General features: G+C 39.5%; 30 protein-coding genes and 1 pseudogene. 1 reads left to right on the forward strand and 30 read right to left on the reverse strand.

Annotation, left to right across the window (positions count from 1 at the left end; all coding sequences use genetic code 11):
• Window positions 1-46: 46 nt before the first annotated feature.
• The 16 genes from BO18_RS03760 to BO18_RS03835 all read right to left on the reverse strand — a co-directional run bounded on the left by BO18_RS03760 (window position 47) and on the right by BO18_RS03835 (window position 15,766).
• A complete protein-coding gene (locus tag BO18_RS03760; protein WP_034447003.1) occupies window positions 47-469 on the reverse strand; it encodes an HIT family protein in 423 nt (140 codons plus the stop codon).
• A 372-nt stretch (window positions 470-841) separates the two neighbouring features.
• The gene (locus tag BO18_RS03765) at window positions 842-2,281 is read right to left on the reverse strand and encodes an oligosaccharide flippase family protein (protein ID WP_034443715.1); all 1,440 of its coding nucleotides are present in this window, start codon (window positions 2,279-2,281) and stop codon (window positions 842-844) included.
• Window positions 2,282-2,401: 120 nt separating this feature from the next.
• Complete coding sequence (locus BO18_RS03770) at window positions 2,402-2,986, reverse strand: HAD-IA family hydrolase (RefSeq protein ID WP_185752343.1); 585 nt, start codon at window positions 2,984-2,986, stop codon at window positions 2,402-2,404.
• A 73-nt stretch (window positions 2,987-3,059) separates the two neighbouring features.
• Window positions 3,060-4,109, reverse strand: a complete 1,050-nt coding sequence (locus tag BO18_RS32395; protein WP_051688483.1) for a hypothetical protein — start codon at window positions 4,107-4,109, stop codon at window positions 3,060-3,062.
• A gap of 34 nt (window positions 4,110-4,143) precedes the next feature.
• Window positions 4,144-5,421: an O-antigen ligase family protein gene (locus BO18_RS03780; RefSeq protein ID WP_034443720.1), complete on the reverse strand. Its 1,278-nt coding sequence runs from the start codon at window positions 5,419-5,421 to the stop codon at window positions 4,144-4,146.
• Window positions 5,411-6,265 carry a glycosyltransferase gene (locus tag BO18_RS03785; RefSeq protein ID WP_185752344.1) on the reverse strand — a complete coding sequence of 285 codons (855 nt, stop codon included), beginning with the start codon at window positions 6,263-6,265 and terminating at the stop codon, window positions 5,411-5,413. Before BO18_RS03785 ends, BO18_RS03780 begins: the two co-directional genes overlap by 11 nt.
• Before the next feature lie 74 nt (window positions 6,266-6,339).
• Complete coding sequence (locus BO18_RS03790; protein WP_034443722.1) at window positions 6,340-7,680, reverse strand: hypothetical protein; 1,341 nt, start codon at window positions 7,678-7,680, stop codon at window positions 6,340-6,342.
• Window positions 7,681-7,690: 10 nt separating this feature from the next.
• Window positions 7,691-8,743 (reverse strand): glycosyltransferase family 2 protein, encoded by a 1,053-nt coding sequence (locus tag BO18_RS32400; RefSeq protein ID WP_051688485.1) that lies wholly within the window; start codon window positions 8,741-8,743, stop codon window positions 7,691-7,693.
• A gap of 18 nt (window positions 8,744-8,761) precedes the next feature.
• Window positions 8,762-9,673, reverse strand: coding sequence for an FkbM family methyltransferase (locus tag BO18_RS03800; RefSeq protein WP_034443725.1), 912 nt, complete (start codon window positions 9,671-9,673; stop codon window positions 8,762-8,764).
• A 135-nt stretch (window positions 9,674-9,808) separates the two neighbouring features.
• On the reverse strand, window positions 9,809-10,693 hold the full coding sequence (locus tag BO18_RS03805) for an Rpn family recombination-promoting nuclease/putative transposase (protein ID WP_051688486.1): 885 nt from the start codon (window positions 10,691-10,693) through the stop codon (window positions 9,809-9,811).
• 180 nt (window positions 10,694-10,873) lie between these two features.
• Window positions 10,874-11,578 (reverse strand): sugar transferase, encoded by a 705-nt coding sequence (locus BO18_RS03810; protein ID WP_051688487.1) that lies wholly within the window; start codon window positions 11,576-11,578, stop codon window positions 10,874-10,876.
• A gap of 240 nt (window positions 11,579-11,818) precedes the next feature.
• Window positions 11,819-12,724 carry a Uma2 family endonuclease gene (locus tag BO18_RS32405; RefSeq protein ID WP_051688488.1) on the reverse strand — a complete coding sequence of 302 codons (906 nt, stop codon included), beginning with the start codon at window positions 12,722-12,724 and terminating at the stop codon, window positions 11,819-11,821.
• A gap of 86 nt (window positions 12,725-12,810) precedes the next feature.
• A complete protein-coding gene (locus BO18_RS03820; protein WP_051688489.1) occupies window positions 12,811-13,368 on the reverse strand; it encodes an ECF transporter S component in 558 nt (185 codons plus the stop codon).
• A gap of 159 nt (window positions 13,369-13,527) precedes the next feature.
• Window positions 13,528-14,136 (reverse strand): hypothetical protein, encoded by a 609-nt coding sequence (locus BO18_RS03825; protein ID WP_242856507.1) that lies wholly within the window; start codon window positions 14,134-14,136, stop codon window positions 13,528-13,530.
• A 541-nt stretch (window positions 14,137-14,677) separates the two neighbouring features.
• Window positions 14,678-15,139: a PH domain-containing protein gene (locus tag BO18_RS03830; protein ID WP_034443728.1), complete on the reverse strand. Its 462-nt coding sequence runs from the start codon at window positions 15,137-15,139 to the stop codon at window positions 14,678-14,680.
• Window positions 15,140-15,181: 42 nt separating this feature from the next.
• Window positions 15,182-15,766, reverse strand: coding sequence for a zinc-ribbon domain-containing protein (locus BO18_RS03835; RefSeq protein WP_034443731.1), 585 nt, complete (start codon window positions 15,764-15,766; stop codon window positions 15,182-15,184).
• Between the two features lie 117 nt (window positions 15,767-15,883).
• Between BO18_RS03835 and BO18_RS03840 the strand changes: the two genes are divergently transcribed.
• Complete coding sequence (locus BO18_RS03840; protein WP_034443732.1) at window positions 15,884-16,771, forward strand: AraC family transcriptional regulator; 888 nt, start codon at window positions 15,884-15,886, stop codon at window positions 16,769-16,771.
• On the opposite strand, the gene BO18_RS03845 is transcribed toward BO18_RS03840, so the two are convergent.
• The 14 genes and pseudogenes from BO18_RS03845 to BO18_RS03895 all read right to left on the reverse strand — a co-directional run bounded on the left by BO18_RS03845 (window position 16,768) and on the right by BO18_RS03895 (window position 26,321).
• Window positions 16,768-17,805 (reverse strand): glycoside hydrolase family 5 protein, encoded by a 1,038-nt coding sequence (locus BO18_RS03845; RefSeq protein WP_034443735.1) that lies wholly within the window; start codon window positions 17,803-17,805, stop codon window positions 16,768-16,770. The genes BO18_RS03840 and BO18_RS03845 overlap by 4 nt on opposite strands.
• 118 nt (window positions 17,806-17,923) lie before the next feature.
• Window positions 17,924-18,481 (reverse strand): M48 family metallopeptidase, encoded by a 558-nt coding sequence (locus tag BO18_RS03850; protein ID WP_034443738.1) that lies wholly within the window; start codon window positions 18,479-18,481, stop codon window positions 17,924-17,926.
• Complete coding sequence (locus BO18_RS03855) at window positions 18,478-19,311, reverse strand: YitT family protein (RefSeq protein ID WP_034443740.1); 834 nt, start codon at window positions 19,309-19,311, stop codon at window positions 18,478-18,480. The genes BO18_RS03850 and BO18_RS03855 overlap by 4 nt, the downstream gene beginning before the upstream one ends.
• Entirely contained in the window at window positions 19,308-19,772 is a 465-nt protein-coding gene (locus BO18_RS03860; RefSeq protein ID WP_330379393.1) for a C-GCAxxG-C-C family protein, read from the reverse strand. The genes BO18_RS03855 and BO18_RS03860 overlap by 4 nt, the downstream gene beginning before the upstream one ends.
• Before the next feature lie 20 nt (window positions 19,773-19,792).
• On the reverse strand, window positions 19,793-20,656 hold the full coding sequence (locus tag BO18_RS03865; RefSeq protein WP_034443741.1) for an ROK family protein: 864 nt from the start codon (window positions 20,654-20,656) through the stop codon (window positions 19,793-19,795).
• Window positions 20,657-20,735: 79 nt separating this feature from the next.
• Window positions 20,736-22,229, reverse strand: a complete 1,494-nt coding sequence (locus BO18_RS03870) for a sodium/proline symporter (protein ID WP_034443743.1) — start codon at window positions 22,227-22,229, stop codon at window positions 20,736-20,738.
• A 125-nt stretch (window positions 22,230-22,354) separates the two neighbouring features.
• Complete coding sequence (locus BO18_RS03875) at window positions 22,355-23,122, reverse strand: ZIP family metal transporter (protein WP_034443745.1); 768 nt, start codon at window positions 23,120-23,122, stop codon at window positions 22,355-22,357.
• Between the two features lie 140 nt (window positions 23,123-23,262).
• Entirely contained in the window at window positions 23,263-24,015 is a 753-nt protein-coding gene (locus BO18_RS03880; protein WP_034443746.1) for an N-acetyltransferase, read from the reverse strand.
• Between the two features lie 2 nt (window positions 24,016-24,017).
• Window positions 24,018-24,104, reverse strand: a pseudogene (locus BO18_RS35475) (GyrI-like domain-containing protein); the annotation flags it as partial.
• A 40-nt stretch (window positions 24,105-24,144) separates the two neighbouring features.
• Entirely contained in the window at window positions 24,145-24,564 is a 420-nt protein-coding gene (locus tag BO18_RS03885; protein ID WP_034443748.1) for a VOC family protein, read from the reverse strand.
• A gap of 165 nt (window positions 24,565-24,729) precedes the next feature.
• Window positions 24,730-24,879, reverse strand: coding sequence for a hypothetical protein (locus BO18_RS35480; RefSeq protein WP_242856508.1), 150 nt, complete (start codon window positions 24,877-24,879; stop codon window positions 24,730-24,732).
• 4 nt (window positions 24,880-24,883) lie between these two features.
• Complete coding sequence (locus BO18_RS36595; protein ID WP_081860898.1) at window positions 24,884-25,081, reverse strand: GNAT family N-acetyltransferase; 198 nt, start codon at window positions 25,079-25,081, stop codon at window positions 24,884-24,886.
• A gap of 16 nt (window positions 25,082-25,097) precedes the next feature.
• Entirely contained in the window at window positions 25,098-25,529 is a 432-nt protein-coding gene (locus BO18_RS03890; protein ID WP_242856509.1) for a GNAT family N-acetyltransferase, read from the reverse strand.
• Window positions 25,530-25,586: 57 nt separating this feature from the next.
• A complete protein-coding gene (locus BO18_RS03895; protein ID WP_034443750.1) occupies window positions 25,587-26,321 on the reverse strand; it encodes a CPBP family intramembrane glutamic endopeptidase in 735 nt (244 codons plus the stop codon).
• Window positions 26,322-26,352: the final 31 nt, after the last annotated feature.

Consider the following 26,352-nt stretch of genomic DNA (forward strand, 5'->3'; position numbering starts at 1 on the left):
ATATAATACTGGCCACAAGCACATGCTTGTGGCCTTTAACTATCCCTTACTCCAGACAACCTTTGATCTTCTCGATAATTTCTTCATACTCTTCGTCGCTCAAAAACACCTTCTGAGGATTCATCTCAAAAACCCCGCCCCACTCGTACTGGTCCTTGTACTTGGGCACCAGATGCATATGCAGGTGACATCCGGTATCTCCATATGCTCCATAATTTACCTTATCCGGATTAAATGCCTTATGAATAGCCTTAGCAGCCCTGTTCACATCACCAAAGAACGCATTTCTCTCCTCATCGGAAATATCCACAATCTCGCTGACATGGTCCTTATACGCCACAATACATCTGCCCGGATGGCTCTGCTCCTTAAAAAGAATGAGCTGACTCACCTCAAGGTCACATATCTTGATTCCAAATTTTGCAAGAGGCTCTCCTCCTACACAGTATCCACAATTATTGTCCTTCATTTTAATCCTGTCTCCTATATTCCCTTTTATTTTTATGGTAAAAGAGCTATCTCTTTCCCGTTTATGTTTATCCTCTTCCACTAGCTCAAACCGCTCATCCGGCTGCTTGCACCTCGGGCAAACGTCAATATCTCTGATGCTCTTGCCCTCTTTTTCTTCATCAAATATGTACCCACAAACTCTGCATTTGTATACTGCCATTGCATCCTCCTTGATGTGCTTTTTTTGTATAAATTTCTATCGCCACTCACAAGGTCACTAAACAATATATCTCTTTGTATTAGCTTCATTACACATAAGATTCACTTGGTATAAAAAGTAATCTCTTGGCTTAATAAAACCACCCACCTTTGGTAACTGTCACCAATATCGCTACTTAGCCACACTGCCAACCTTAAACAATTTAAGCAATCTCTCCACAAGAATTATTCCCCCAAGAACTATTAAATACACAACTCCACTAATTATGATTTTAATTATCAAAGCCATAATATCATTATCAAAAGGTACTACATAATCATGTAGCATGATGAACATAATTACTCCCGATATAACATATGGAATAGAATTTTTAAAACAAATTCCAATTCTTGCCTCTTTATAAACACAACCAGCTTGAATAAGACAAACCACCATCTCTGCCACCAGTGTTCCAATAGCTGCACCAACAGATGCCAACCGCGGAATTAGTAATAGGTTTAAAATCAAGTTTATACCTGCTCCTGTAAACAAAGAAACAACATAAATCATGTCATATTTGCGAGGCAATAGATACTGTGTCCTTATAACATTTGCAAAAGCCAAAAAAATACAGCTTGGAAGAATAATATAAAATAATTCAATACACCTTTCAAATCCAGCCCCATAAAAGATTGGAACAAACTCTTTAGCTACAGTCATTATTCCAATGCACATTGATGATGAGGTAAACATTGCAAATGTAACAGACTTGGTAAAAATATTATCCATTTCCGTTTGCACAGTATCAGATGCTAGCATATTTGACATTCTTGGTAGCATTGTGGTTCCTAGCGCAGTAATAAGAGCAAGCGGAACAAGTATTATATTTTCGCAACAGTGATAATATCCCAATTCAACACTTGAAGCTAAAATTCCAAGCATAATCTTGTCCATAACTTTATAGATACTTATTGCAATGGTTGGCAAGAAAAGAATAATGTTTGGTTTAATATGACTTTTTATTTCATATATTGTTGGCTTAATGTAATTAACTCTTTTTATGACTAGTGGTATAACAACAATCTGACTGATTATGAATCCCATACTATAGATCAATGCATAAATCCATACATCAGTGATATCATTAACAAATGTAAATAAACATACCGTAGTAAAAAGCTTTACAACTACGTCACGAATGGCGGTTGTACGAAACTCTTCAAGCCCATACAAAAACCATGTAAGATCAATGGTCCCAGCTATAACAACCAACCAAAAGATCATCGCCAGCTTCCTTTCTGGCGCATAAAGCAATGCATAAAAAAAATAAGTAATGGAAACTATAATGCCAAGGAACAACTGAAACGCATAAATTGAACAAAAAATCCTCGATAGCTGGATCCTATCATCCTTTACATAAGCTATGGATCTATTTCCATAAGAATGCAGTCCAAGTCTAATAAAGACATAGAAATAATAAGCCACAGAGTATGCAAATGAATACTCTCCAAGGCCTTCAGCTTTTAATACACGCGAAAGATATGGAGTTGTTATAAGTGGAACAAATATGTTGATAAGTTGATAAAAAGCATTAAAAAAGAAATTTGATTTAATGCTTACTTTTTTTTCCATCCTATTCCCTTCTTAAATTAACTTTTTCATTTTTTTTGTCAAAACCATAACATCTTGCACCAACATAATTATTCCATATTGATTTACATCATTTCGGTAAAAAACTCATTATTTCCATTTTTATACTATTCTTGCACGTAAACCAAGTAATCTGGGGATAATATAATCTGATATAAGATTATCTCCTATATGCACTATATCTTTTGCATTACTTCTTTCATTCTTAATCACTGTTTTAAAGAGCTTTCCAGAACGTTTTGTCAATCCATATTCTGAAGATACATATATGTTAACACCCTCTATATCATAGCCAGCTTTACATAGCATTAACTCAATAACAGTCCTAGGCAAATACATATCTGAAATAATTATTACTTTTTTGCCACTTTCTCTACACCAATCAAATATCTTCTTAACAGATGAATTTGCTTCAACATTGTTGATTTCAGCATTTATCTCTTCATCGCTATTATAACCTGGTAAAAACTCGTAAATCTGATCAATCGTCACCTCTTCACATTGTTTTCTTTTCCGAGCTTTTCGTTCTGCTTCAATTCTACGCTGTCTAAAAGCAGGATCTTTGCTAACCAGATCATATACATCTTCTGGTTGAGAAACACCTCTCAATAGTAGCGTTCCAAAAACATCGAAGCTTACAATCCCAACATTATGAAAACTGACTAAATCTATATTTCTAGCAAACAATTTAGTCGTTCTTCTGATAATTATCCTTTTAAAAGAGCGTAAATCATCATTAGCCCTGGCACTTTTCAGTTTCTTAAAAATGTACATCAAAAATTTTATCAATCCCCTCTTCAAACATTTCAGGTTGCATATTTACCTTGCCCCTTAATCTATCAAAGTCATGAACGTGTTCTTCATACTCATTCAACATTTGTATAGCCTTCTCAACAATATTCCTAGTGTTTTTTAAAGTAGCATTCACTTTATACTCTTCATATATAGGATAATCAATAGAATTAGATGCAGCTCCTTTGTTGGATATTAGAATATTGCACCAAAGCGCAACTGCTTCTCTTGGCATACGCTCTGGACCAGGGAACATTCCCAAATCGATATACACTTTAGCAAATCTTAACGCATCTGCCACCTGCGTACTACTCATTTTGTTAAGCAAAACTATAATAATATCTTTTCTTTTTTTCTGTATAGCAGTTTTAACAGCCTTCACCAAAATAGGACTGCATTTTGCCCGATTAGCAGCTATTACAATACTGTTATTTTTCTCCAGAATCCTATCCTGCTGGATGTATGCATCATCTAAAGGGCCGCAAAGATAATACATATCTTCATCTGATACCCCAACCTTTCGAAGATACTCAGCAATATATTCACAATTGTACAAATGAAAAGCATCCAAAAAAAAACTATCATCTTCAACAATTTTGTCTTTATTTTTCAAGAATAAATATATGTATATTATGGGATATAATATTGTGGGAAGTTCCCATATTCTCATTTTTATCTTTGCACAATTAGATATATTCTTTTGAAGATAAAAATCCAACGAAAGCCAATACACCACCTTTCTTATTCGCTTATAGTCTTTAAGTATATTAGTCAGCACCTCTGGTACAATCATTATATTCTTATAATCGTCATCTATTTCATTGGCGATATCCAATGCTGACAAGGCATAAAGTGGTTCAGCTCCTTTCAAAATAGATGCTTCACTCATATATACCATGGAAACATTCGCTTTTCTTTTTTTTAATCCACATAATAACTGATGAAGCGTTTGTGGCCCTCCCGTTCTCACATGCAATGACAATATATATACATGGCACGATTCATCTATTGTTATCATCGCAAAAGTCCTTCCCAAGCATTAGTAACATATACTATTCATTCTGAATTACAGACAATTCATCTTGTTTATTTAGCAGAAAAAGCATGCTCATAAAAATGAAGCAGCACACTTTCCATTGCATACCTTCAAAAAAGAAAATCTCAACATAAAAAACCATCAATGATAGTGATGCCATACCTTTATACTTATCACATTTCCTAAAAATATAACCAATAGAAATTATCAGATTATATAAAAAAAGCAACACACCAATTATACCTGTTCCAAGCCAATAGGTAATAAACTGATTGTCAATAATTGCCCACGAATCGTTAAGTGAATGCTCTCTTGCAAATTGAAGTCCATAATAAGAACCTCTACCAAAAATCAAGCAAACATAATCCTTACTTAAATAATAGAGCGCTCTGACAATCATCAATAAACGATGTTTTCTTGACAGATCCTTACTATTTGAAACGATTACTGCACTCATTTTTCTATACACTTTAAAATACAGCTCACTAAATGGTTCTTTAAGTAAAAAAAACAATAATACTATAAAAACTAATGCCATAAAAAAGCCCAAAAATCTGCTAATATTTATTTTTTGAGTTAGCTGTTTTATGAATATTATGGCCAAAACTCCACTTAAAGTAAGCCAACCACTCTTTGCTCCTGCACCTATGATAGCGTATAGTGCAATAAACCAAACACATAAATTAAATATCTTGTTCTTTAATGGATAGTAATATAGCAATGAAAGAAAAAACAACAAAAAGAAACTATTTACAATTGGATGTGTAAAAACTGTATAACTACGAAATGCTTCTGTCCCATTTAGTGCCAAAGTTGATTTGGTCCAATGTTTCATTGTCGGAAAAAAAGCGTGTTTTGTATACGATTCCAAAGCTCCAATAATAGCTAACATCACACCAAAATTTCGTAGTAAAAGAATGAGAGTATCCCATGTAATATATGGTGCAAAGTAAAGCATCATAAAGAATACAATTATCTGATTAAGTAAGATGTAAACTGCTTCTGTTGCGTACACCGATCTAGATGAAATTGCAAAAAAAACAGTGTTTGCTACTTCATAAGCCAAAAACAATGCATATACGCGTATTCCCTTTTTCATTCTCAGAGGATTAACTAGTATGAACTCTTTCTTATGCACAAACATTGAATCAAGAAGAATAATACTCAAAGAAAGAAGGGGATATAGGATAGAAAGATCAAACATACCATCAATCACTATTAATATGAAGTAAGCAAAAAACAAGTAGTCGCATACTGCACTATGTTTTAATTCTACTAATTCACTAGTTTTCATTTGATACCCGATAAGTTAATCCATCAACTATTCCTGTAACAGCCTTCAAGATATGTGATAAACTATTTTTTTCATACAACGATTTTATTACAATCCCCAACTCATTAACGACAACCTCTTTTGAAGAAATAAGTCTAGGATGCTTTTTATATAATATTATTCTATTTCTTGCCATGTAGTACTTACGCCATGCAGGATGCTCCGTTACTACTATTTCACGATTTATAAATCGCTTCTTCTTTCCATTTAAACCATATTCATGAAGAAGGCCTTCATATGGAATTCTAACAATCCTATATTTATTTTCTATTAGAGAATAACAAATATCAGTATCCACATAATCAATAAAAAGGCTAGCATCATATCCTTCTGATTCTCCATAAGCCTCAACGTTCATAAAGCATCCCGATGTGATACAGTCTTTTACATCAACAATCTCATCCCGCCTATCATATTCTGTAGACCCATAACCTCTATCCCTAATCAGACAAGTCATCGCCCCTATTCCCGGAGCAATGTATTTCTTATATTCATATATCAGCCTTTCATCTGCAATAGAATCTTGGTCTAGAGTAATAACCCATTCATAGTCATTTGCTTGTGCATATTTCATTATTTCTGAAAGTGCAAATGCTATCCCCATATTACTATCCCCAAATATAATATGCAGTTTAATCTTTAGCTCATTGATGCGATTTTGCATCTCAATAGCATTTACTGAATTATTATCAAATATTATAATTCCATCCGTCGAATCCGACAGACTCATTATTCCTTCACAGATTCTTTCTACATTCGGATTATATGTAACTATTGCACCAAGCACTTTTATTTCACTTTCCATAGCAATCATCCTGGTATACATTATTTGAACTCATTAAGCTGTTTATTATATTTGTTTATAACCATGATCACGTGCTAGTCAACTTTCTTTCTATAATCACTTCTATAATCTATAACATCAACAACTATTCTTAAGATGTGATAATATGGAAGTCTTACCCGAAATATTTTTTTCAAAAAGAATATTTTATTGTAAAACGTAAGATCATGAAAAAAAGCATGTGGATGAAACAAATAGAAGGAAAAACCATTCTTGGGAACCATTGGTAAAATTTTTTCTTCATATACTCCAAAATCTCTATACCTATTAACAGTTGCCATAGTTGGTTTAACTGCATATTCCACGTACCCTTTTGTCACAACATCTGGAGATAGTAGTTTTCCACTCATAGCAGAATCATTATAGTATGCCGACACAAACATCAATGCTCCAGTTTGAATATTCTCAATAAATTCGATGTCACATTCTCTATATTCTAATGGAGAAAAAACTGGAAGCACCTCACCATTAGTGCTTTTAGTATATGATAGAAGACTCCCCTCTCCTCCCATAAACATCATTTCAAATAATTCATTTGTAAATCTAAACATGTAATCTAAGTTTCTATTGTTGTGTAAATCAAATAGATAACCTTCTTTTTTTATTCCAGGATACTTCTCTTTTTGGTTTACAACCCTAAGCCCCAAATAAAAACCATGTATGTCTGTATTCTTTTTGCATAGAGACAAAAAACTTTGAAGATAATATTGAATGGTTCCTTGCCATCCAACATCACAAACTGCAACTGAGCTGTCAAAAGATATCTGCTCTAAGTAACTTGATAGAAGCACATTCTGTTCATAGAAATAATGTCCACCTAACCTCATAATTATCCCATAGAGACGATTCTGCTTTTCTTTTTCATCAATATATACATTATCTGAAAGCCTGAGGTTACACTCCGCCAATTCTTTCTCGAATTGCTTTTTGTCAAGGCAACATACATTACATAGAGTTTCAAATGTTGGTGTCCTCAAAAACACAGAAATAATCGTTATTATTTCCGAATATGACATTGAGAAAGAAAGCAATGCGTTAGAAATAGCCCTTCTTGAAACATACATGTAGGTTGCATGGTCATCAATTCCATATGCCGTATTATATGCTTTTTGTATAAATCTTCCCTCTCTGGAAAAGAAAAAAATCTTTTTGTAATCAAAGCTCTTCAATCTGTAATTAAGCCATTTTAAAAAACCAACCAATATTGGACCTAGAATCTCATATCCTACTTCCTTGGCATAATAGCACAATTCATTAGTATCATTTATTCTGCTTTTATTATTTCTAAGAATCTCTTCTAACTCGCTGCACTCACCCTGAAAATAGTTTTTTTTCCAGTATTTAAGGTTCTTCGAAAAATCATTATGTTCCTTCATATTGGCTTACTCACATTCTCACTTCAATCCCCAATTTTTTTGAAACAAAAGAATAAAACATTACAAAAAGAGAAAAAACGTGTAATTTGTACAGATATGCACAACTCACCAATGCTGCTCCCTTTAAGCCGCCAATAATCACACCTCTTAGAGTAAGATACTTACACCTTCTCCAATTATTTACTTTTTTTTCCAAATAATCATATTCTTTTTTTTCTAAGCGTATTGCACTCTTAATATCATCCAAAGAAAGTCTGTACACACCACCAATGGAGCTTCTTATAAAAATCTGCGAAACAAATTGCTCTAATATTTTACTGTGACACTCTGCAAATTCTGACAACAGTAAAGCAAATTCTTTATGCATAGTATGATACTTTTCATAATTCATATTTCCGGTCAAAGAATCTTTTCTGACACAATAGTGATAATACGCATGGTTCGTGAATTTTAACGTATTGTACCTATTCAGAGCCTCAAAAAGATAACAGGTATCCTCTGATCTTCTCATTTTCTTAAATCTCACGGTGCTTATAGGTTCATATCTGAACAATTTTGAATAAAGACATGTGTTAATATAAGCCAGTTCGTCACAATCCTCTACGTTCGTAACTTTATCAGACTTCATTTTTACCATCTCAGTACATACATCTTTTGAAAGTTCCTCATTATATCTCACAAGGCCACTAATGCATATATCCAAATTATCATTTTCTGCATTACTATATAAATCTTCCAAATATTCATCATCCATCCAATCATCAGGATCCAAAAATGTAACATATTTTGTTCTATGGGTTTCCAAATAATCCAACCCAACATTTCGAGAAACTCCTGGGCCCAAATTACTGTTGTTCATAATTATAACAATTCTATCATTAAAAAAAGGTAAATATTGATTTACTATTCTTATCGAATCATCTGAAGAATTATCATCAATAAAAATAGCAATGAAATTTTGAATCGTCTGTTTACTTAAGCTAACCATGAACTTATCAATATATTTTTCAACGTTATATACAGGTATTATTATGCTGATATCATTATTATCAATTCCTAACATTTTAACCTTTCCGCTAAATCATATGGCATATAAAACTGTTTCCGAAGCACCTCTTGAATAATGCCTAACATACAATTTATACTGAGGATTTAATTTTTTTATATATATTGGAATATCTAACATGTCTTCATTACTATGGTAGATACATATTGCCAATTTGGGTTTATTTTTCTGAATTATCGTTTTGGCTCCCTCTAATGCACTTAACTCCTGTCCTTCAATATCCATCTTAATATAAGTAGCCTTTTGGCATTCTTCAATCGAATCCAGAGGAACGACCTCAATATGTTCACGTTCAAATTCTGAATTAAAGTCCACTTTAGATTTTAATCCATCTTGAATGAACGGAACCGCTTTTTTACAATTAGAGACTCCTTTTTTTACTAACCGAACTTTAGCATTCTTCTTGAAATACTTTTCAATAATGGCTGCATTACGACTTGAAGGCTCAAAAGCTACAATTGAATAATCCTTTATCCTTGCTTTTTTTGCTCTCATAATGAAAATCTGTATAGTATCCCCAATAAACGCTCCGCAGTCAATAAATAATTCCTGATTTTTTAAAACAATTAACTGCTCATCAAAGTACTGATTTTTCTCAGAATACAATCCAGAAGGAATCTTAGTATGATACGATCTATAATCAATACATGCTTTAAAGACTTTTTTGGATTTCTCATCCTCTAATAGTTTTAACACCCTTTTAACATCATCTTGTCTTTCCACAAAAAAAGCTCTATTTAATTCCAATGCTTTATGATTCACATTTCTTTCTGTATCTGAAAAAGATACCATTAGCCACTCTGTAACACCCATAGCTTCTAGCCACACGAGCGCCCTAAACAAAATCCAATGTTCCTGCATAAAACGGTATCCCCACTGCAATATTTTTTTCACTATACTTTTGCATGTCCTTCTATTTTGCTTCATAATTTTCACCTTTTGTACAGTATATTCATAAATTAATTATATTCTATATCTTGTTATTTGTCATAGAAAAAAGCGTAGATTTTGTGCTCAATCTACGCTTTCTTGTACTCATCTTTATGGTATTATCTAATCAACTTATACTTCAGCAAGTAATTCTTCCTGCACCTTTTTCACCTGCTCCAAAGGATACTTGCAGAAATCAGCTATCGCCTCAGGTGTTTTCCCATCCTTCAACATCTCAGTTATTTTTTCTTTGTCACGAGACTCTTTTCCCTTTTTGAAATTAGCTTTAGCAATAAGGTCTTTTGCATTTTTCTCTTGATATTCCATTGATAACATACTATTCACCTCCGCCAAATGTAATTTCAAAAAAGACTTGATTTCATAGGAATCAGGCATTCCCTGTATAGCCTGGGTAACAGAATCTTCCAGAGACATTGTTTTTTTGTGTTGCCTAATTGTTTCCACGAACCAGGAGTATTCCGAGAGTGGTTTGCATGCCTCCATTAGGTCTTTATTATGTCCAGCATTAATGTTGAGCATCCTGACTTTTACTTCTATGTCAGCCTTTTCGCAAAGTCTTTTATCAAAAGAATCGCTGAGGTTAAGAAGCACTTCATCCCGAATATCTTCTTCACCATTATAAAACACCACAAGCCTGGGCACCGGAAGTTCTATTAGTGTCTCACCATATTTATCCAGCTTATTATCAACAATATATCCTTCATAAAGCTGTGCAATATATTGCATCAGCCTAACTGGTATATTTGGATTATATGTGGACTGATGTTCAAACAGGTTCATGCATCCAGCAAATATAAAAGATGTATCATTTTTCATGCTGACATACAAAAAATTATCAAGGGTATTGAATTTGATTTCATCAGGTTTTCTATAATTTGAATGGTTAACCGCATTATATAATTGCAGTGTCCATTTCTGGTTTTCTTTTCTTCCAAAAATGAAGTTAAAAAGCCGGTCTTTGTTTTCTCGATTGATTGTTACTTTCCTTGTAGCCAATAGTTCTTTTCTCCTTTAATTATAGATTTTTCCAGCTAGGCAAGCAAGAAATACTCTATCAGGAAAATCTTAAGAACTACTATCGAAATTTCTTAAGAATAGCGTCGATATTTCTTAAGATATTATAAAGATAAAAACCGTGGTGACTCAACAAGCCACCACGGTAATCAATCGATTAAATCAATATGCTCCATCCTTACCAAATACTGCAGGGATGGTTTTTAATATAAGCTCAAGATCCTTGAGAATACTCATATCTTCAATGTACTGAAGATCCAGCTCAACCCATCTGTCCCATTTGATCTTAGCTCTGCCACAAACCTGCCAGTAGCAGGTAAGACCTGGCTTTACAATGGTACGCTGCCTCTCGTAGGCGTTGCACTCTTCCATCTGGGAAGTGAGGATTGGCCTTGGGCCAACAATGCTCATGTCGCCTTTGATGATGTTGAGAAGCTGAGGAAGCTCATCGATGGAATATCTTCTGATGAATCGTCCTACATGAGTGATTCTGGGGTCATTCTTGATCTTGAAGGCATGTCCAGTCTGCTCGTTTTGAGCCTGCATCCGCTCAAACTGAGCCTCCGCATTCTTGTACATGCTCCTGAACTTGTAGATCTTGAAGCTTTTCATGTCCTTACCCATTCTCTGCTGAGTAAAGAACACTGGTCCCCCATCTTCAAGCTCTATAGCGATAGCTGCTAAAAGAAATACCGGCGACAGAACTATAAGGGCGATGCTTGCTGCAACTACGTCGAAAGCTCTTTTCACCCATTTGTAAATGTTAGGCTTATGATCATAGATTTCCTGATAGTTCAGCTCAATGATCTTCTTGCCTGTTGTAACGTTGCTCAATGATTCCTGACGCAACACTGCGGTTTTTGCCATGTTATCATAACCCCCTCATAGGTTCTGACGTTAGGAGTACAATTCGATAAAGACACTCCTAGTATATACATCGGCATTTTCTGCAGTTATCTTAGAGAAATTATCAGATTTTCGTAAATTAATTCCAATAAATAACTGCTATTATTTATTATACCCTATATTTGGTGTTTTGTCATAGGAAAAAGCGCAGATTTTGTGTTAAAATCTACGCTTTTTTATAATAAATTTATAATTTAGCCCTTACAGTGTCCCAACACACACCTCCAGCTTCCCGTCATAGATATACACCGGGATTTCGTCCTCAAAGCTATAGATGTATACCATCATGGGTTCGCCCTCTATGTAGGTTGTGACTTTTTCTTTTTCCAGGTCGATGATCCAGTATTCACGGACTCCAGCGTCCATGTACTTGTGCATCTTCTTGCCATAGTCGCGGATTCGGGTGCTGGGGGATGTTACCTCTATTCCCCAGTCTGGAGGCCCCACAATTCCGTTGTCGTTTAGTCTTGAGTCATCGCAAAGAACCACAATGTCAGGTACCACTAGGGTATAATCATCTTCATCGAGATAGACATTGACGCCAACACTGAACACTTTACAATCTCCGCTGTTGCTTCGAATGAAATCGTCTATGATCCTTCCCAAATTCTGGACCACCATCTGATGTCTCATCTTAGGATATTCATTGATGATCAAATGACCGTCAATAAGTTCAATACGCCTATCTTCGCCAATCTCGTCAAGCATCTGTACAGTGACATTTCCCATGTGACTAAGGGCAAGGCTGCCATCGGTTTTCCCCATCTCCCCGGCAGCCCTAGCATCAGACTGTGCATAAGGCAACGGCGCATTGTCCAGCCCATGCTCCTTGCGATAGTTCTTTTCAAACTGAATCTGATCCACACTCTCGTTAGGATGCTCCTGTATATATTTCAGGATTGCATCGGCGTATGCCCTGACCCTTGAAAGCATCTCCTCATGGGACAGAACCTTATCTATCTTCTCAATTGTCATATATGAAGGCTTCTTGGTCTCGCCAGTCATGATCTTGCTGACAGTGCTCACAGGAAGTTCCGCAAGATAAGCCAGTTCTGCCGTGGTGAGTTTCAGAGCCTTCTTCCGTTCCTTCAATTCCTTAATGTCCATTCACGCCTCCAATCCCTCCCAATTCCATTGTAGGAGCATTAGAACCTGACGTCAATGATTTTTACCCGTATGCGGGTATTTTGCTTTCACTGCTCCAGCCTATTAAAGATCTTATAAAGCCCTGCCTTGTAGCAAAGAACCAGTGATCCAACAACACCGAGCAGTGCCTGGGCTATCTCGTAAGGGAGCTTGATCATTGCATACTCGAAGGTACTGTACACATAGATTTTGCCAAGGGTGTAGCCAACAACCATTATCACGCCGCCGATGAGAGTTGCCACAAGGGACACCCAGAAGCGCTGCTTAGAGTTCCTGACAATGCCCGAGTGAACGATTCCAGAGATTACAAGAGCCTGAAGGCCATGAGTCACCAGGGAAACGAACATTGGTGCCGGGTAAAAGAGCATGTCTCCAAGGAAAGAACCTACGCCGCCCACGATAAAGGCTGAGAGCGGATCCATCAAAAGAGCTGCTGTACAAATGATGGTATCGCACAGATACAGATGCCCTCCGGGAACCGGAATTCCGAAACTGGAAACAGCTATATTGATAGCCATGAAAAGAGCTGTCAGCGTTATCCACTTCACGTACCCCTTTGATTTAATAGACTCCGCTGTACTTCTGGTCAAAACTGATGTACTCATAACTTTACTCCTCCTACTTATCATTTGAATAATTATACAGATGATAGCTCTTTATTCCAGTATGGTCAACATATTTCACGATATATATTTCTTATCAGCGCCGATAAGTAGCGCATATTATCCCAAAAGAAAAAGACCCTCTCCCTAAGGAAAAAGTCTTTATAATCTTGCACATTCATACATTTCTATTTCATGTCCAAGAAGCTCCATTATCTTCAGCTCATCTACCGCGTCAAGTACTGCGTTGTGAACCTCGAAATATCTGGAGTTTCCTGTAAGCATCCGCATGATTGGCTCTACGCCGTAATCTCTTTTCAGGCGACCTGTCTTGCAGCACTCTGCGGAAGCAGGTATTGCGCTGTTGAACTGTTTGTAGGCCGCAAGGCGCATGATATCATACCATTCATAATCTGCAAGTTCCGGAAGGTGCCCCACGTCAAATTTGCCATTATACGCAAAAATTCTGGTCACCCCATAGCCATCAAGATATCTTCTGACTTCCTCCAAGACTCTGTCCCTCTCAGATTCAAAGGGTTTGTCCTGGCACTTATACATCACGCCGGAAAAGAAACCTCCCACGCGGCATTCAGGCTCGATAATATAGTAGCGCCTGTCAACGCACTTAAAGCTCTTTTCATCCGCAATCGCAACTCCTACCGACATGACCTCATCGTGCCAGTTGGTCTCAGTATCTATGACTGCAATCTTGCCGGAACTCTTTTCTGCCCCATTCTTTATCATATTCAAAAAATCAAGTGATCCATTCATACTCATAACTCATTCATTATAGCACAGCATCTCTTTTATGCATTCTCTTATTTCCCTGGAATTCAGGAAAAAGACAATCCACCAAACACGCAGAGAACAAAGACCCACGAAGGGAAAAAGAGTGCGCGAGAACCTTGCCGGATTCCCTGACCGGCAAAAAGGGCGCAAAAATACACCGAAAGGATATTCTCTGCATGTTTTAGTGTTTGGAAGACTCGCCGTTGCAAGAAAAGGTTTTGAGGAATTCCCGAACCTCAAATTACCTACAGCACATTGGAAGCGCTGCATGCATAAGCGATTGCCCGTAAGGGCAGAAGATTTAATTTCATTTCATATCTAACGAAAACAAAAATAGCACAAATAAAAACACCTGTAAATAGGGCAAGACCAATCTTAAGAATTTCTGCTGCTAATCTTAAGAAAGTCTTAAGAATTTAATGTTTTCTCGTAAGCGAAAAGACTGTGCAACGCACAAAGCGTCACACAGTCCTCATTTTTTAATTTGATCAGCTCATCATCCAGGATTACCTGGACGAATAAATCAGTTATCAAAATGTCCGTTAAGATCATCCATGTCATCCACATCGTGGATATCTCCGGCACCAAAACCGATATCCTGCATGTTTACAGTTCTGCGGCGAAGGCGCGCAGACTCAGAGGCCTGAAGGATGAAATCCTTTATCTCCTTACCGTGCTTAACGTTCTTCATAACGATAGTTCTGTCGGTAACATCAGAGGTGTAAAGAATTATCGTAGACAAACCAGCCAGTCTCTGCATGAAAGTACTTGTGACCTCAACATCACTGATCTTATACATGTAGCAGTCATTCTCTCTGACTGTAAAGAATCCTTTGATGATGGTAAAGTCATTGTCCCTTATCTCATACTTTGTAAAAGTCCAAGGCAGGCCGAAAAGGAGCCATCTGCTGCGCTCGCTGTATTTAAGGCCGCCCTTTGACTTTAAAGACTCTTCGTACTGTTCTTTATTTGCTACCCTTGACATATAAAAGCCTCCATTCCTGATTATTCGTTCTCGCAGGTTCTCTTACTTAAGGAATCCGATTGAACCAACAATTGGAAGATCCTTAGCCTTGCCCTGGAACACCTGAACAATGGCAATGATCTCAATAACTAAAATAATCGCAATAAGGATGCCTGAAACAACCCATCCAAGGAAAGGAATGATTGCCGGGATAAGTGCAAGAAGAGTAGCAATCTCCAGTCTGAGTGCGTTCTTAAAGTGGAACTTATAGAACGCTGAATCCTTAATATAGATACCTGCTACAAGACCAGCAAGCAAGCCAATGAGATAAGGAATAACAGCAAAAAGCTTGTTGTCTGCTATATCTCTTGGGTCAAACTCTGCTGTGTGATCTGATGGATCATACTTAGGATATGGCTGATACTGTGATGGAGCCTGTCCAAACTGCTGCTGTCCACCCTGGAATCCAGGCGCAGGCTGTGGAGCCGGCTGTGGTGTTGGCTGAGGAGCCTGAGCATTTGTATCCCCTGCAGGAGCTGCTGAAGGAGCGCCTGTCTCAACTTCTTTGTTTACAAGTGGGCTTCCACAATTATTGCAGAAAGCTGCATCATCCGAAACCTGAGTTCCGCAACTAGCACAAATTTTCATATAATTTACCTCCAACTCATCTAATTTTCATACTTTTACCATTTTACAATCATATATGTGCCATGTCAAAGAAGTATTTGTTGCAGACATTGCAAAAATTGTTATAGAATTATTTCCATGAAAAACAAACTAAGATCATCCTTCAACACAAGACAATACATGGTTTCTTCGGACTTTGAGGTCTTCTACTACTCCGACAGGAACTTCACAACTCTCCCGCCCCATTCCCATGATTACTACGAATGCTACCTGTTTCTTGAGGGCGACATTACCATGGAGATCCTTCCGGGAAAAGAAAAATCGGAGAAACATAAGATGTCTCCGGGAGACCTGATGCTGGTTCCCCCGGGGATTAAACACCACGCCATCATGGATAATCCAGACCTTAGCTACAGAAGGTTTGTGTTCTGGATAAGTCGTGAGTGTTGTGCATCACTCATGAGTGAATCTGTCGATTACATGTACCTGATACAGAAGGCAGAAGCATTTCACAAGTACATCTATCACCTGGCTCCAGCTCAGTTTCATTTGGTGGAGTCAAGGTTTTTGCGACTTCTTGAGGAAATATCCAGCGACCGGTACGGTTCTGCTGCCGCAAGACATCTGTGCCTTTGTGACCTGATCCTGACTATCAATCGAACCATATACGATGAAGAGCACAAGCACACCGGAAATGATGAGATATCTCTTTTCCAGAATATCTTATCCTACGTTGAGAACAATTTGGAAGAGCCACTGTCTCTGGAAGATATAGCCGGTAAGTTCTTTGTCAGCAAGTACTACGTATCCCACCTTTTCAAGGACACCCTGGGTATTTCGCTCCATCAGTACATAATAAAAAAGCGCCTTGCCGAATGCCGTGACTCCATAACAAATGGAGACAGCATCAGCAAGACGTTTGAAAGATTCGGTTTTAGAGATTACTCCAGCTTCTTCAAGGCTTTCCGAAAAGAGTACGGAATGTCGCCGAAGGAGTACCAGAGCCTGTATGGGAAGAGCAATTAAAGATTCTTTACCATCTCATCCCTGATCTCGTCATAGTGAGGACCAACGATTCCGAAGTCCTTCTCCTTGTATACCCAAAGAGCTCTTCCGATACCGTATTTCTCGAAAGCAGCGTGGATATCCTTGAGCCAGTTGATGGTTGAAGGATTTACAGGAGCCTGGTCGATAACACCGTACTCACCGCAGTACAAAGGAGCGTTGTTCTTTGTAGCAGCTTCTACTGCAGGCTCGAAAAGCTCTGCGAAGTACTCAGCGTTTGTCTCCTTAGCCTTCATCTTAAGAATAGCGCCTGCCCAGTCAGGATCAAGATCCTTGGACTTTTCAGAGTATTCTGCGGTAGTTGCAGGATATTCAACTGTAATGTCTTTTGGCATATTCTCCATCCACCATGCCCTCTGATGAGTAAAGATCATAGGCTCATAGCAGTGGAAGTTGTATACCACATGATCATCCTTAGGAGGATTAAGGAAAGGTACGCTTCTTACGTTGTTGTACCAAACACCGCCAACAACAACATATGAATCAGGAGCGTTCTTTCTGATTGTATCTATAGCCTTGTCAGCAATAGCATTCCACTCGTCCTTGATATCAGGAGAGATAACCTCGTTGAGAAGCTCGAAGGCAACGTCCTTCTGCCCTGCATATCTCTTGGAGATGCGATCCCACATGATGTAGAATCTCTCCTGAAGAGCCTCATTGTGGAAGAAGATCTCCTTATCTCCGTTAACCTCCAATGGATCAAAGGTATATCCAAATGTGTTATGCATATCTATCAGTATGTTGAGGCCAAACTCTCTGCACCAGCTGATGCAGTTGTCCACGTAGGTATAGCCCTCTTCAAGCATTGAGCCATCCTCGCCCTCAATAACGATGTAGTCGATTGGGAGACGAACATGGTCGCAGCCCCAGCCGGCAATTCTCTTGATATCTTCCTTGCCAATAAATGTATCGTAATGTTCCTTAGTCTTCTCGTCAGCCTGGGAAAGCCATCCTCCCAGATTCACGCCTTTCTGGTAACCTTCAAATTTCCTCATCGCTACACCCCTTTTTTATCAACTATATGATTGAGATACGGATTGTTCCGCTTCGCTGTTGCAATCCTCCAGACATAATCATACAACGAAAACGTTTAAGTTGCACTAACTTTTTTCATTACTCGTATATTATTTCGTTCCCATGATCCTTAAGCCATTTCCTGCGCTCCTTGTAATCGGGGAACACCTTTTCAACCTCTGCCCAGAACCTGTCGGAGTGGTTTAGCTCTTTTAAATGGCACAGCTCGTGAACCACCACGTAATCAATGATCTCATCGGGAGTCCTCATCAAAAGGCAGTTAAAATTCAGGTTTCCCTTAGCTGAACAGCTCCCCCACCGGCTCTTTTGCATCCTGATGGTGATGCGTCCATACTCCACACCCATGATACCTGCGTAATAACGAACCCTCTGGGGAATGATCCTCTTGGCCCTTGTGGTCAGAAGCCTTATTTCCTGCGGGGTCAACTCATTCTGTGGATGCTCCGCCCTCTCTTTTTGTAGCTTTTCCATCTTCTGAAGATGCTTGTGGATCCAATCGGACTTCTCGCCGATAACGCGGTTGATCTCGCTTACAGAAGCATAATATGGTGCCCTTACTATAACCTGGGCATCAGTTGTAATTTCAATTGATATGGTCCTCCGCTTGCTGCGGATAAGTTTAATGTCATTACTCATCTCAAAATCTCATCTATCGTGGACACAGTACTGAAACTGCCTGAGTGCGTGGAGATAATCTCTTTCATCATGGGCAGCTCGAAATAACTGATGTAGCAGATAAGAGTGTTGTTCTCTCCTGCAATGGCACCGCGTGAATCCATGATAGTACAGGTCTTGTTCAGCTTGTCCTTGATATCCTTGATGATTCCCTCAGGATCTTGGGTGATGATCGTAACCTGCTTGATTGCTTCAAAGTGATCGGTAAAGTGATCAACCACAGCCGTAGCAACTACATACACCAGAAGGCTTAAAAGAGCTGCTGTCTCATCGATGACCACAAATACAGTTATATACACACATGCATTAAAAGCCAGAAGAATCGGAGTCAGACTGTAGTTACGTCCCGTCTTGTCGGAGAGTCTTTTTACAACTATGTTGGCCAGAATTTCAGAACCGTCAATACATCCGCCATATCGAAGGATCAGCGCCAAGCCTGCGCCGAGGATAGCTCCGCCAAATGCCACAGCCAAAAAGTGCTCGGTACTCAGTTCAAAAGGAATCTCCTCAAAGAAATCCAGTCCAACCATGTAAACCACTGATCCAACAGCAGCTTTGACAGTGAATTGCTTTCCAAGGAAAATATGCCCTGCAATAATGAACGGCAGAAAAACAAGCAATACACAAAGCGGCAGATGAAAGCCCGTGAGTTTGCTTATGATGATAGCAACACCAGCCGTTCCATAGTCTATGGCATCATTTGGAAGCAATATGAGCGCAACAGAAAAACTCGCCATAATTGCTCCAAGTATTATCATTAAGTATGAAAACACCCCAGTTTTTTTCTTCATTTGTCCTTCTCCAAAGCCTGCTCTTTTATGTACTCCTCCAGTATCTCGGCTGCGTCTCCGATGATCTCTGCACAGGGACGCTTCTTATAGTATTCCCTGGTCCTCGCTTCCGGAACAGGAACATCATGGCGCACACTAAGTCCCAGCATTTCCCTGCAGACTATTGTCCCATGTTTTTCCTCAAATCTTCTGGCCAGCTCCTGGATCCGGGCATAGTGTTCAGCCTTAACGTCTCCTGTTTCAGGCCCATCATATCCATAAAGTAGTCCTGTTATCATGAACATCCCACTTACAGAGCCACATACTTCCCTCAGCCTTCCCATTCCACCACCAAAGGATGATGCCATCCTGGAAAGAGTCTTTTCATCAAGGTCCACCAGGTCCGCAAAAGCCAGTGTCAGGGCCTGCGAACAGTTATACCCTTTATAGAAATTATCCATTGCTGCTTCTCTTCTGGTCACGTCAATCTCCAATCATTTCTTTATCTTTTCAGCTCAGCCGCCAGATACAATGCTCCCTTAATTCCCTGTTCTCCCTTTAGGCCTGCAGGAACAATATAATTCTCTATGTCATCCAGCTCTTTCGCTGTGATATATCCGTTCATGTACTTAAGTGTCTTTTCTCTAATCATGGGAAAGAGTTTTTCCACATGCATTACTCCTCCGCCCAGTATGACCTTTCTCGGCGAATAACAGCATATATACATCATTATTGCCTTTGCAATATAGTCTGCTTCCAGCTCCCAGACATCTTCATTTTCAGTTAAAAGAGCTGCCGGCTTTCCGTAACGTGCTTCCAGAGCGGGTCCTGAAGCCAGTCCTTCGAAGCAGTCCTTGTGATATGGGCATGCACCTTCAAAGTGATCATCAGCTCTTTTCCCAATAATAACGTGCCCGGCTTCCGGATGCATCATTCCGTGAAGGAGCTTTCCGCCAAGGTAAACACCAACGCCGATTCCTGTTCCTACGGTGATGTAGATCATGTCAGAAAGGCCCTTGGCGCTTCCGTATACCACTTCTCCCAGGGCTGCCACGTTCACGTCAGTATCTACTGCAACAGGGATTCCGATTTCTTCAAAGGCTTCCTTCCAGGAAAAGTTGACCCAGGGAAGCTTTGGTGTCTTTCCGATCCTTCCATAATCAGGTGATGTTATATCTACGCACACAGGTCCGAATGCTCCGATACCTATGGCCTCAACGTTATCTCTTTTGAAAAACTCAACCACATGTGACATAGTCTCCTGGGGCGTGGTAGTAGGTATCTCCTTCTGTTCAAGGATATTACCCTTCTCATCCCCGATTGCCACAACCATCTTGGTTCCGCCAGCTTCAATTGCGCCAAACATTTTGCTGTCCACCCACCTTTCCTAATAAATGATACCATAAAAAAGAACCCCGGATAAGTTCCGGGGTCCAGGTAAGTGCTTACGCTTCTGAAGTTTTTGTGGCCAGGCTGACGATCACGTTGACAATAAGCGCGATCAGGAATGCCGGAAGAAGCTCGTAAATTGCAAATCCGCCGCCAAGCTTTGCAATACCAAATTTCCAGATGAATACTGCAGCTCCGCCTGCAATCATACCTGCAAGAGCTCCGTAAAGGTTTGAACGCTTCCAGAACAAAGACAGAAGGACAACCGGTCCAAAGGCCGCACCAAAGCCTGCCCATGCAAAGGATACAATCTGGAAAACAGATGAATCAGGATCCCTTGCAATGAAGATAGCAATTACTGAAATAATCAGAACTGTGATCTTTGCAACCTTTACCTGGTTCTCGTCATCAAGTTTCTTTTTGCCAAAGGCCTGGATAAGATCTGATGAAATGGCAGAAGCTGATGCAAGAAGCTGGGAATCAGCAGTAGACATGGTAGCTGCCAGGATTCCGGAAAGGATTACTCCGGCAATTATTGCAGGAATAATTCCGTATGTACTCATAAGATTAGTGATGTAAATGATGACTCTTTCTGCATTACCGCTTCCTTCAAGAACAGGGATAGCTCCGATATTGCTCATGGCAAGACCTATTACGCCGATAGTAAGAGCAACAAACATAGCAATAACAACCCATACACTGGCTACTCTTCTTGAGATCTTGATCTTCTCTTCATCTTCGATAGCCATGAAACGGACCAGGATATGTGGCATTCCGAAATATCCAAGTCCCCAGGCCAGCATGGAACAAGCAGTTAACGCTCCATAAGGGCTGGCAGTTTTTGTTACAGGATCGTGGATCTGGGTAATGCTGAAATAACCCGGAAGAGACTTTGCATTTTCAACCACGGCATCCCAGCCGCCTGCCTGAGTTATTCCAAAGAAAATTACGATTACCAGGGACAATGTCATGGCAATACTCTGAATCAGGTCTGTCATACATACTGCCTTAAAGCCTCCCATTGAGCAGTACAGCGCAATAATGAGGGCACTTACTATCATGGCAAAATGATAGTCAACTCCAAACAGTGTATTAAAAAGTTTTCCGCAAGCAGCAAAGCCTGATGCAACATAGGGGATAAAGAATATTACGATAATTACTGCAGAAATCAGTGTTATGATCTTTTTCTCATCCTTATATCTGGCTGAGAAGTATTCCGGTATTGTGATAGCTCCGAGCTGCTCAGTGCTCTTTCTGAGCCTCTTAGCCACAAACAACCAGTTAAGATATGTTCCGATTGCAAGACCGATGATGGTCCAGGTGGCATCTGCCATACCGGAAAGATAAGCAAGTCCCGGTATACCAAGAAGCAGCCAGCTGCTCATATCAGAAGCTTCTGCACTCATGGCGGCCACAAAGGGACCAAGCTTTCTTCCACCAAGGTAGAAATCACCGGCATCATCATTACCCTTGGAAAAGATAACGCCGATGAGGATCATCATGGCCAGATACAATACAATTACGACTCCAATAACAATCTGTGTTCCCATACTTTCCTCCCAACAAATATGAATATGTTTTTACTACGTTAACACAGCATAGCGATGAAGTCAACAAAAGATAAAAAAATCCCGGAAGCCTTTGGGGCCTCCGGAAACAGGCTTATCAAGATCTGTCACCCCAGCCCTACATCCAGCGCCATCATGAGTATGAATCCCAGGGCAAAAGAGATTGTTCCGATATTTGAGTGCTCACCCTCCGACATCTCAGGAATGAGTTCCTCTACTACCACATATATCATAGCTCCTGCAGCAAAACTCAAAAGATATGGCATCATCGGAATAAAAAAACCTGATGCAGCAATGACTAAAAGTGCACCTATAGGCTCAACAATTCCGGACAGGACACCATAAAGGAATGTCTTTCCTTTGGGAACGCCCTCACTCAGAAGCGGCATAGAAACGATTGCACCCTCAGGGAAGTTCTGTATTGCGATACCGATTGCCAGGGCAAGTGCTCCTGTAAAAGAGATTGCGCTGTTCCCGTAAAGCCAGCCTGCGCATACTATTCCTACCGCCATTCCTTCAGGAAGATTATGGAGAGTTACCGCCAGGACAAGCTTGGTTGTTCTCTTAAGCCCGCTCCTTGGACCTTCCTCATTTTTATCGAGATGCATGTGTGGTGTCACCATATCCATTACCAACAGAAAAAGCATACCTATTCCAAAACCGACCGATACAGGAAGAAATCCAAGTTTTCCCATATCTGCTGTCTGATCAAGCGCAGGAAGCAGAAGGCTGAAAAAAGATGCAGATACCATCACTCCTGATGCAAACCCTGTCAGGGCACGCTGCATTTTCTGGCTCATCTCTTGTTTAAACAAAAATACACTGGCCGCTCCCAGCGCTGTACCCAGGAACGGGATGATAATTATATTCCACATAGCCGACTTCTCCTTTCCTTTAGTCAAACAAGCCTCTTCTTAGGCAAATAACGTCCTAAGAAAACTCTCGTTGTCCATTATCATAATATACAATAAAAAGGAAGTTCATGTAAAACTGAACTCCCTAAGTCATGATAATATTAAAGATTTGCATTGACCAGTTTTAAAAACTTCTTATCATTCATTTGCTCATTAGTTACATAATCCCCATCACAGAACAGTGCATATGTGGTAATTGGTGTTGGAGCATTTTGAGCCTGATCTCTGGTCTCTATTCTGATTGCTCTAAACGGTATTCCAATGTCCTTTGCAGTCTCTTCCAAAACAGGCACATACTTGGCATTAAATGGGCACTGATTCGTGTAATAAAGCACGTATCCTTTTTCATCGATACGAGGATGCTTTGCACATTCCTTGAAGCATGGTGTTTCAACACTTTTTTCAAAGGACAGATACCACAGCTGGATTCCATTATCGGCTTCATCACAAACTTGAAAGCCTTTGAATGCTAGAAACTTTGGATCAGAAAGGAATGGCTTTTTCTTAGCAGCAGATAATATGCAAATTCCCTTCTTTCCCTTTTCCTTACTGTCCTTTATGCACTCATTAAGAAGATCACTTGAATATCCATGTCCCTTTAAGGAACCTGAAACCCACAGACAATCGATATACATATATTCCGGTGCATTTATTGGATTCCACGCATACTCTGCCGGGATATATTCAATAAAGCATTTACCGCGTTCGACACTCTTTAAGAAAACAAGCCCTTCATCAAATCTGTCAGCAAGCCAGGCTTTCTTGGATGATACCTGTATATCTTTATTGTTGGATATGGCACAGCAGATATGCTCCTCTTCCAGATTCTCTTTTGTAACCCTGATATACTCCATAGTCAGCTCTCCTTTCTAATAGGATGTCTTATAACCGTCTTAAGCTTCTCTGGCACCACTTTCCTTGCATCGCTAAGGTAAATCTCGTAGAATTCTTTGTACTCCTTCTTGTAATCGAATGCCATGTCTTTATTCCTCCGAAATGTCTTTTGACTCGTAAGGCTTATTCCATGAACCAATCTCAATCAGGTTGCCTTCAGGATCTGCTATATAACAGGTTCTCTGCCCCCAGGGTTCTAGTTCAGGTGCAAGGACTGATGTTGCACCGTTTTGTACAGCCTTATTATAAGCTTCATCCACTTCTTTAAATGTATCAACATACAGCGCTATTTCAAAATGTCCGTTGAGCCCTTTTATATACTCATACCGCCGGCTTGTCATCTTCTCAAAATCCTTCCTGCCGTAAAGCAGAAAAAGTGTTCCATCCTTTACAAGATAAACATTAGAAGTATTCTCTTCTTCCTTGATCTCAAATCCGAGAACATCCCTGTAAAAGCGAATCATCTTCCCCATGTCTTCTACAAGTAACCCAAAACCATCTAATCTCATGCTCTTTCCCCCATATAAAATCATCTCCGTAACCCCATGCATAGTAAGATGTTCATGTTTGTTCAGGACAACTCTTTCTCATAGCACAAAAATTCCTGATCATACATATAGCATTCACCTACAACATTGAAGCCAAATTTTGCATATGACCGGATTGCCGGTATATTATACTTGTTTACAAGAAAATGTATGCTCTGTTTCTGTAGAAGGATAGTCCTCATCCCATGCGCAAAACTCTCTTCCAACCTGCTCTTTGTATAAAGTCATTAACTGCTCTCTGTCACTGTCTGTAGCTAATACTATGTTATTGGACATTTTCTCAATCCCCTTGTTTTTGATAAAAACTGTAGTGGTATTTATTTCTGAAACCGAGTCTGGAATAAAAATCCATGTCTGATATTACAAAAGCTCTCTTAGCACCTAACCTCTTTGCCCTACTCAGCGCTTCATGAATTACAGCCTTAGCTATTCCTCTTCCCCTATAGCTTGGGATAGTACAGACAGGCTCTACATACACGTAGTCCGTCTTGGGGTTATAATCCTATATTCCCCTCAAAAAGGACTGCTCCGAATCCCATTTCTGTTGCTTTCTCAAGGCAGTGATCAAGCAGCTTCTTACCATAACCCTTGCGCTTAAGCTCCGGCGTGATTCCTATTGGTCCCATGGTAAGTACCGGGATCTCCCTGCCATCATCAGCTTCAATAACAGTTTTCATAAACATATTCTGACCGATAAGCATTCCGTCCTGTTCTGCGACAGAATGATCCCCCGGATCATTCTCCTGCACGCTTAGGTGCATGACAAAATCAAGCTCCGGAACAAATGCCGGATCGTCCCTCAGCACATGAATCACATAGTGCTCACTGCATCCGGGACGATACACGTTCCAAAATGACTCTCTTACAAGATTTTCAACATCTCTATAATCTTTCTGTTCTTCTAAGCGAATTATATAATTACTCATTGTTTTCATTCTCCTTTATAATGAAGTTCTGCCCGAACTACGTTCGTCAGAACTAGCTTACTCACTAGGCTCGTCAGTACCTCGCCAAGTGATTAACCTAACCAGATATATGCAATACGCCAGAAGCACTGCAAACTGGATAGTTCCAACTATTATGTTCAGTTTCATATCACCTTCATTCGTGATAAAACCGCAGAAATCATGAAATGCATGTAGCAAAATGCATAGCCAGATACTCTTTGTCCTGAGGATCACAAAAGCCATTACAACTCCGTAGGTAAATGCAAATGCCATCTGCAAAAGTGTTTCTGCAAGACCAGCCCCACCCATTACATTCAGCAGATGACTCATTCCAAAAAGAACTGATGAAATAATGACGGCCTTTGTCTCCTTTTCTTTCCACATATTGCAAATGATGCCCCTGAAGTATAGTTCCTCTGTCAGCCCTATCCCCAGTGTAAATATAAGATTAGGGATAAATAGTCCGCTGTCATCAGACATGATTCCACCGGCAAAAGCAGCCAGGGCCACAATTATAAGTGGAACGTAATACAAAAACCTTGTAGCCATACCACTCACGGGCTTCTGAAAGCCAAGCCCTCTAAGACTGTGATCCTTGACAAGAAAAAATGCAATTGCTACTAATGCACAGCTCCATATAATAGCCGCCTGTGCTGTAATAGCCTTAAGGCCCTCAAGCTGTCCCATGACCACCGCAGCCCCCTGGGCAAAGTAGAACAAAAGAACCGTAACTGTTGCTAAAACTGTATTCCTTACTAAATGCTTTGACATAATCCCTCCTGAAACACATGATTTATCTCAT

Source organism: Butyrivibrio sp. AE2032 (assembly GCF_000702965.1).

Excerpts from the sequence above, each read along its gene's own strand:
- BO18_RS03870 (WP_034443743.1), bottom strand. The coding sequence starts at position 22,229 with ATGGGAACACAGATTGTTATTGGAGTCGTAATTGTATTGTATCTGGCC.
- BO18_RS32405 (WP_051688488.1), bottom strand. The coding sequence starts at position 12,724 with ATGGACATTAAGGAATTGAAGGAACGGAAGAAGGCTCTGAAACTCACC.
- BO18_RS32395 (WP_051688483.1), bottom strand. The coding sequence starts at position 4,109 with ATGATAACAATAGATGAATCGTGCCATGTATATATATTGTCATTGCAT.
- BO18_RS03880 (WP_034443746.1), bottom strand. The coding sequence starts at position 24,015 with ATGGAGTATATCAGGGTTACAAAAGAGAATCTGGAAGAGGAGCATATC.
- BO18_RS03875 (WP_034443745.1), bottom strand. The coding sequence starts at position 23,122 with ATGTGGAATATAATTATCATCCCGTTCCTGGGTACAGCGCTGGGAGCG.
- BO18_RS03800 (WP_034443725.1), bottom strand. The coding sequence starts at position 9,673 with ATGAAGCAAAATAGAAGGACATGCAAAAGTATAGTGAAAAAAATATTG.
- BO18_RS03895 (WP_034443750.1), bottom strand. The coding sequence starts at position 26,321 with ATGTCAAAGCATTTAGTAAGGAATACAGTTTTAGCAACAGTTACGGTT.
- BO18_RS03865 (WP_034443741.1), bottom strand. The coding sequence starts at position 20,656 with ATGTTTGGCGCAATTGAAGCTGGCGGAACCAAGATGGTTGTGGCAATC.
- BO18_RS03785 (WP_185752344.1), bottom strand. The coding sequence starts at position 6,265 with ATGGAAAGTGAAATAAAAGTGCTTGGTGCAATAGTTACATATAATCCG.
- BO18_RS03825 (WP_242856507.1), bottom strand. The coding sequence starts at position 14,136 with ATGAATGGATCACTTGATTTTTTGAATATGATAAAGAATGGGGCAGAA.
- BO18_RS35480 (WP_242856508.1), bottom strand. The coding sequence starts at position 24,879 with ATGTCCAATAACATAGTATTAGCTACAGACAGTGACAGAGAGCAGTTA.
- BO18_RS03885 (WP_034443748.1), bottom strand. The coding sequence starts at position 24,564 with ATGAGATTAGATGGTTTTGGGTTACTTGTAGAAGACATGGGGAAGATG.
- BO18_RS03855 (WP_034443740.1), bottom strand. The coding sequence starts at position 19,311 with ATGAAGAAAAAAACTGGGGTGTTTTCATACTTAATGATAATACTTGGA.
- BO18_RS03820 (WP_051688489.1), bottom strand. The coding sequence starts at position 13,368 with ATGAGTACATCAGTTTTGACCAGAAGTACAGCGGAGTCTATTAAATCA.
- BO18_RS03790 (WP_034443722.1), bottom strand. The coding sequence starts at position 7,680 with ATGAAGGAACATAATGATTTTTCGAAGAACCTTAAATACTGGAAAAAA.
- BO18_RS32400 (WP_051688485.1), bottom strand. The coding sequence starts at position 8,743 with ATGTTAGGAATTGATAATAATGATATCAGCATAATAATACCTGTATAT.
- BO18_RS03810 (WP_051688487.1), bottom strand. The coding sequence starts at position 11,578 with ATGGCAAAAACCGCAGTGTTGCGTCAGGAATCATTGAGCAACGTTACA.
- BO18_RS03840 (WP_034443732.1), top strand. The coding sequence starts at position 15,884 with ATGAAAAACAAACTAAGATCATCCTTCAACACAAGACAATACATGGTT.
- BO18_RS03830 (WP_034443728.1), bottom strand. The coding sequence starts at position 15,139 with ATGTCAAGGGTAGCAAATAAAGAACAGTACGAAGAGTCTTTAAAGTCA.
- BO18_RS03850 (WP_034443738.1), bottom strand. The coding sequence starts at position 18,481 with ATGAGTAATGACATTAAACTTATCCGCAGCAAGCGGAGGACCATATCA.
- BO18_RS03760 (WP_034447003.1), bottom strand. The coding sequence starts at position 469 with ATGAAGGACAATAATTGTGGATACTGTGTAGGAGGAGAGCCTCTTGCA.
- BO18_RS03765 (WP_034443715.1), bottom strand. The coding sequence starts at position 2,281 with ATGGAAAAAAAAGTAAGCATTAAATCAAATTTCTTTTTTAATGCTTTT.
- BO18_RS03845 (WP_034443735.1), bottom strand. The coding sequence starts at position 17,805 with ATGAGGAAATTTGAAGGTTACCAGAAAGGCGTGAATCTGGGAGGATGG.
- BO18_RS03835 (WP_034443731.1), bottom strand. The coding sequence starts at position 15,766 with ATGAAAATTTGTGCTAGTTGCGGAACTCAGGTTTCGGATGATGCAGCT.
- BO18_RS03780 (WP_034443720.1), bottom strand. The coding sequence starts at position 5,421 with ATGAAAACTAGTGAATTAGTAGAATTAAAACATAGTGCAGTATGCGAC.
- BO18_RS03890 (WP_242856509.1), bottom strand. The coding sequence starts at position 25,529 with ATGAGTAATTATATAATTCGCTTAGAAGAACAGAAAGATTATAGAGAT.